Annotated in this window: 3 protein-coding genes; 2 read left to right on the top strand and 1 reads right to left on the bottom strand. The window is 62.0% G+C overall.

Annotation, left to right across the window (positions count from 1 at the left end; genetic code table 11):
• On the bottom strand, nt 1–2139 hold a 2139-nt coding region (purL, locus tag AC1D1P_RS12725; protein WP_477673233.1), incomplete at its 3' end, for a phosphoribosylformylglycinamidine synthase.
• Nucleotides 2140–2364: 225 nt separating this feature from the next.
• Between purL and map the strand changes: the two genes are divergently transcribed.
• Nucleotides 2365–3207, top strand: a complete 843-nt coding sequence (gene map / locus AC1D1P_RS12720) for a type I methionyl aminopeptidase (protein WP_477673232.1) — start codon at nt 2365–2367, stop codon at nt 3205–3207.
• 51 nt (nt 3208–3258) lie between these two features.
• Nucleotides 3259–5709, top strand: a 2451-nt coding sequence (locus AC1D1P_RS12715; protein ID WP_477673234.1) for a [protein-PII] uridylyltransferase, incomplete at its 3' end; no start/stop codon positions are given.

Genomic DNA, 5709 nt, shown 5'->3' with positions numbered 1-5709 from the left:
GCCCGCAAAACCGCTGTAGTCAGCCAGCGTGACAGCGCAGTCGGCTACCGGCACCTGCCAGGGGCCAACCATCTGATCACGGTGCGTGAGGCCGCTCACGGTGCGGTCGCCGATGGTGATCAGGAAGCGCTTGGACGCGACGGTCGGGTGGCTGAGCACCGCAATCGCACTTTTCTGCAGATCGACGCCGGTCAGGTCGATGGGTTTGATCGTGTGTTTGACCGACTTCACGTCGCGGTGCATTTTGGGCGGCTTGCCGAGCAACACATTCATCGGCATATCCACCGGCGGGGCCGCGTCTTTGTCGGACAGCACCAGTTGCTTTTCTTCCGTCGCAATGCCAATCACCGCAAACGGGCAGCGCTCACGCTCGCAGAAGGCCTGGAACTGCGGCAGTGACTCAGGCGCAACCGCCATCACATAACGCTCCTGGCTTTCATTGCTCCAGATTTCCTTGGGCGAAAGGCCGCTTTCTTCCAGCGGCACGGCACGCAAATCAAACTTCGCACCTCGCCCCGCGTCATTCACCAGCTCAGGAAACGCATTGGACAAACCGCCGGCGCCCACATCGTGGATCGCCAGGATGGGGTTGGCCGCACCCAGTTGGGCGCACTGGTTGATGACCTCTTGCGCGCGGCGCTCGATTTCAGGGTTGCCGCGCTGCACCGAATCAAAGTCAAGCTGGGCCGCATTCGCGCCCGAAGCCATGGAGCTGGCCGCGCTGCCGCCCATGCCGATGCGCATACCAGGGCCGCCCAGCTGGATCAGCAGCGTGCCGGCCGGGAAGAGAATCTTCTTGGTGAGTGCCGCATCAATCGTGCCGACACCACCCGCAATCATGATGGGCTTGTGATAACCCCAGCGCTGGCCGCCGACGGTCTGCTCATATTCGCGGAAGTAGCCGTTGAGGTTGGGCCGGCCGAACTCGTTGTTGAACGCTGCGCCGCCCAGCGGGCCTTCCGTCATGATCTGCAGCGGGCTGGCGATGTGTTCTGGCTTGCCATAGGACGTGGCGGCGTCGTCAAACAGCCTGGACACGGTGAAGCCCGTCAAGCCCGCCTTGGGCTTGGAGCCGCGGCCGGTTGCGCCTTCGTCACGAATCTCTCCGCCCGCACCGGTCGACGCGCCAGGGAAGGGAGAAATAGCCGTGGGATGGTTGTGCGTCTCGACTTTCATCAGCACATGCATCAACACGTCATCCGTAGCGCTATAAGTTTGATAGCTGCTCGCGCTTGTTCCTGTTGGGCGAGGGGCCGGTTTTGTACTAGTTTTGGCATAAAACCGCTGTGTTTTATAGCCTTCCATGACCGAAGCGTTGTCCGAATAAGCCACCACCGTGTGCTGGGGATGCAGCTTTTCGGTGTTGCGGATCATGCCGAACAGGCTTTTCTCCTGCGCAACGCCGTCAATCGTAAAGTCGGCGTTGAAGATCTTGTGGCGGCAGTGCTCGCTGTTGGCCTGGGCGAACATCATGAGCTCAACGTCGGTCGGGTTGCGTTTGAGCTGGGTGAAGGCGGTGACCAGGTAGTCGATTTCATCGGCTGCCAGCGCCAGGCCAAATTCGGCATTGGCGGCTTCCAGGGCCGCTTTGCCACCGGCCAGCACGTCGATGGTCTGTAGCGATGCACCTTGCAATTCGGTGAAGAGGCCGGCAGCCTGCGCGCGATCCAACATCACGCTTTCAGTCATGCGGTCGTGCAGCAGGCCGGCGACCTGCTCGCGCTGGGCATCCGTCAGGGCCGTTTTGCTGAAAAAGCCGCTTTTCAAGGTAATGCGGTATTCGGTGATGCGCTCAATGCGTTTGATGGCCAGGCCGCAGTTGTGGGCGATGTCCGTAGCCTTCGACGCCCAGGGCGAAACGGTGCCAAAGCGCGGCGAGACAATAAAGGTCAGTGCATCATCGGTTTTTCCAGCGCCTGCAATGCAAGGGTCGCCATAGGTAAGCAGTGCTGCGAGCTGGCCCTTGACGGTGTCTGAAGGCGGCGCCTCCGTGGCAACCAGATGCACAAACCGGGCGCTGATGCCCACGATCTTGTCGTGGACGGCTTGCAGGCGGGGAAGGAGTTGCTGGACGCGGAAATCGCTGAGGGCGCTGATCCCGTGGGGTTCGCCCTCAAAAGTCGTCAGGTGCAGGGTCACGGTAGCGGTGGCCTTGTAATGGGAGGTGGGCAGCGCATGGCTGTTGGGTTTAACGGGCTAGCGTTAACCCGTAATTTTATCAGCGACTGAAGGCCTTCCCCGGTTTGCTGCCGGTGCGCCCGGGCACTTTTGCGATCCGTTCGGGCCACATTCGGGCCAAAGCCAAAGCCCCTTGGTCCCATGCTGAAAATGCATGTGCCCGGGAGCGGTGGGATAATCGGGGCCATGAGTATTACTTACAAAGATGCCGCAGGAATTGAAGGCATGCGCCTGGCAGGGAGGCTTGCTTCCGAGGTGCTGGACTACCTCACCCCCTTCGTGAAGCCGGGTGTCACCACCAATGAAATAGACCGGCTGGCCCATGACTACATGACCCAGGTTCAAGGCACCATTCCGGCCACGCTGGGCTATGGCCCTCCCGGCTATGTGCCATATCCCAAGTCGCTGTGCACTTCCATCAACCACCAGGTCTGCCATGGCATTCCCAACGACAAACCGTTGAAAAAAGGCGACATTSTCAATATTGACGTGACCGTCATCACCAAGGACGGCTGGCACGGCGACAACAGCCRCATGTACCTGGTTGGCGAAGCTTCCATTGCGGCCAAGCGGCTCTGCCATGTGACCTATGAAGCCATGTGGCAGGGCATCATGCGCGTCAAGCCTGGGGTCAGGCTGGGCGACATCGGCTTTGCGATCCAGACTTTTGCCGAAAAACAGGGGTTTTCCGTAGTTCGCGAGTTTTGCGGCCATGGAATTGGCCAGAAATTCCACGAAGAACCGCAAGTGCTGCACTACGGCCGCCCCGGCACGCTCGAAGAGCTCACACCGGGCATGACCTTCACCATCGAACCCATGATCAATGCCGGCAAGCGTGACATCAAGGACGGCCCCGAGAAAGACGGCTGGAGCATCGTGACGCGCGACCATTCCTTGTCCGCCCAGTGGGAACACACCATTTTGGTGACTGAAACCGGCTATGAGGTACTTACCCTGTCCGCCGGCAGCCCGCCGATCCCGGCGTTTGTCCCGCAAAGCAGCCCTGCCCAAGCCGCTGTCAGTGCCTGAGCCAGGCGCACAGTGGCGCCCCGCGCACTCTCCGACCCTGCGAGCTCCGCGATGATCGAGCTGGCCCCGGTCCGCGAGCAATACAAAGCGGGGAAAGCCGCCCTCCTCGCCACGCTGGCCGCCAGTGGCGCCTCGTCCCGCGGCATCCACAGCCTGCTGCAAAAATTCGCCCGGCATGCCGATGCGACCCTGCAGCTGCTCTGGCAGCGTGCCGGCTTTCCGGTTTCCGCCTGCCTGGTGGCCGCAGGAGGCTTTGGCCGCGGCGAGCTGTTTCCCCATTCGGATGTAGACGTGCTGCTGCTGCTGTCGGACAACGCCAACATCGACGGCGACCCGGCCCTCAAGGCCAAGGTAGAGAGCTTCATCGGCGCCTGCTGGGATGTGGGCCTGGAAATTGGCTCCAGCGTGCGGACGATTTCCGGTTGTGTCGAAGAAGCGGCCAAAGACGTCACGGTGCAAACCTCGCTGCTCGAAGCCCGCCTGGTCGCCGGATCCAAAAAGAATTTTCTGCAGCTGCAAAACCGGCTGGCCGTCGTGTTGGACCCGCAGGCTTTTTACGTGRCCAAGACGCTGGAGCTGCGCCAGCGCCACAACAAGTTCGAAAATACCCCCTACTCGCTCGAGCCCAACTGCAAGGAATCCCCGGGTGGACTGCGAGACCTGCAGGTGATTTTGTGGGTGGCACGGGCCGCCGGCCTGGGCAAATCCTGGGACGACCTGGCCCGCAACGGCCTGGCTACGGCCTTTGAAGTGCGGCAGATCAAGGCCAATGAAGCCTTGCTGAGCTTGATACGCGCGCGCCTGCACCTGATTGCCGGCCGGCGTGAAGACCGCCTGGTGTTTGACCTGCAGACCGCCGTGGCCGAGTCCTTCGGCTATTCCGCCGAAGCCGACGACGGCAGCAAGGTGCCGCGCCGCGCCAGYGAGGCGGTGATGAAGCGCTACTACTGGGCCGCCAAGGCCGTGACCCAGCTCAACCAGATCCTGTTGCTCAATATCGAAGAACGGCTCAACCCCAACACCTACCCGCTGCGGCCCATCAACGAGCGCTTTTACGACAAGGCCGGCATGCTGGAGGTGGTCAGCGACGACCTGTATGCGCGTGAACCGCACGCCATCCTGGAAACCTTTTTGGTATTCGAGACAACCGTGGGCATCAAGGGCCTTTCGGCGCGCACCCTGCGCGCGCTCTACAACGCCCGCGGACTGATGAACAGCAAGTTCCGCAGCGACCCGGTCAACCGCGACACCTTCCGGCGCATCCTTCAGCAGCCCGAGGGCATCACCCACGCCATGCGGCTGATGAACCAGACATCGGTGCTGGGCCGCTACCTCTGGATCTTCCGCAAGATCGTCGGGCAGATGCAGCACGACCTGTTCCATGTTTACACGGTGGACCAGCACATCCTGATGGTTCTGCGCAACGTGCGGCGTTTTTTCATGGCCGAGCACTCGCACGAGTACCCGATGTGCTCGCAGCTCGCGGCCGGCTGGGACAAGCCCTGGATTCTTTATATCGCCGCGCTGTTCCACGACATCGCCAAGGGCCGCGGCGGCGACCACTCCGAGCTGGGTTGCAAGGACGTGCGCGTTTTTTGTCGCCAGCATGGTATTGGCGCCGAAGACTCCAAACTCATCGAATTCCTGGTCGGTGAGCACCTGAGCATGAGCCGCATCGCCCAGAAGGAAGACCTGAGCAACCCCGAAGTGATTGCCGCGTTTGCCAAACGCGTGGGCAACGAGCGTTACCTGACGGCTTTGTACCTGCTGACGGTGGCCGACATCCGCGGCACCAGCCCCAAGGTCTGGAACGCCTGGAAAGGCAAGCTGCTGGAAGACCTGTACCGCTACACGCTGCGCGTGCTGGGTGGCCGCGCGCCCGATGCGGATGCCGAAGTGGAGGCCCGCAAGCGCGAAGCCCTGACCACACTGGCCCTGCACGCCGAACCTTTCGAGGCACACAAGGCACTGTGGGACACGCTGGACGTCAGCTATTTCATGCGCCATGAGGCCTCCGACATCGCCTGGCATGCACGCCAGCTCTCGCGACACGTGGGCAAGGCCAAGGCGATCGTCCGCGCGCGTCGTTCGTCGGCAGGCGAAGGCATGCAGGTACTGGTTTACACGCCCGATGCGCCCGACCTGTTTGCACGCATCTGCGGCTACTTTGACGAAGCCGGCTTCAGCATCCTGGACGCCAAGATCCACACAGCGAAAAATGGTTATGCGCTGGACACCTTCCAGGTGGTCAGCCCCACGCTGGCCGACCACTACCGCGAACTGGCGGCCATGGTGGAGGCCGAACTGGATCGCACCATCGAGAACCCCGGACCTCTGCCGCCTCCGAGTAAAGGCCGTGTATCGCGCCGGGTCAAGAGTTTCCCGATCGCTCCGCGCGTGGACCTGCGGCCCGATGAAAAAGCCCAGCGCTGGCTGCTCAGCGTATCGGCCAGCGACCGGGTCGGACTGCTCTACCGCATCGCACGGGTGCTGGCCCGCCAC

This window comes from Polaromonas sp. P1_E1_2, from assembly GCF_056406035.1.
The sequence above is the reverse complement of the archived record's forward strand: the minus strand, read 5'-3'. Positions and strand labels throughout refer to the sequence as shown.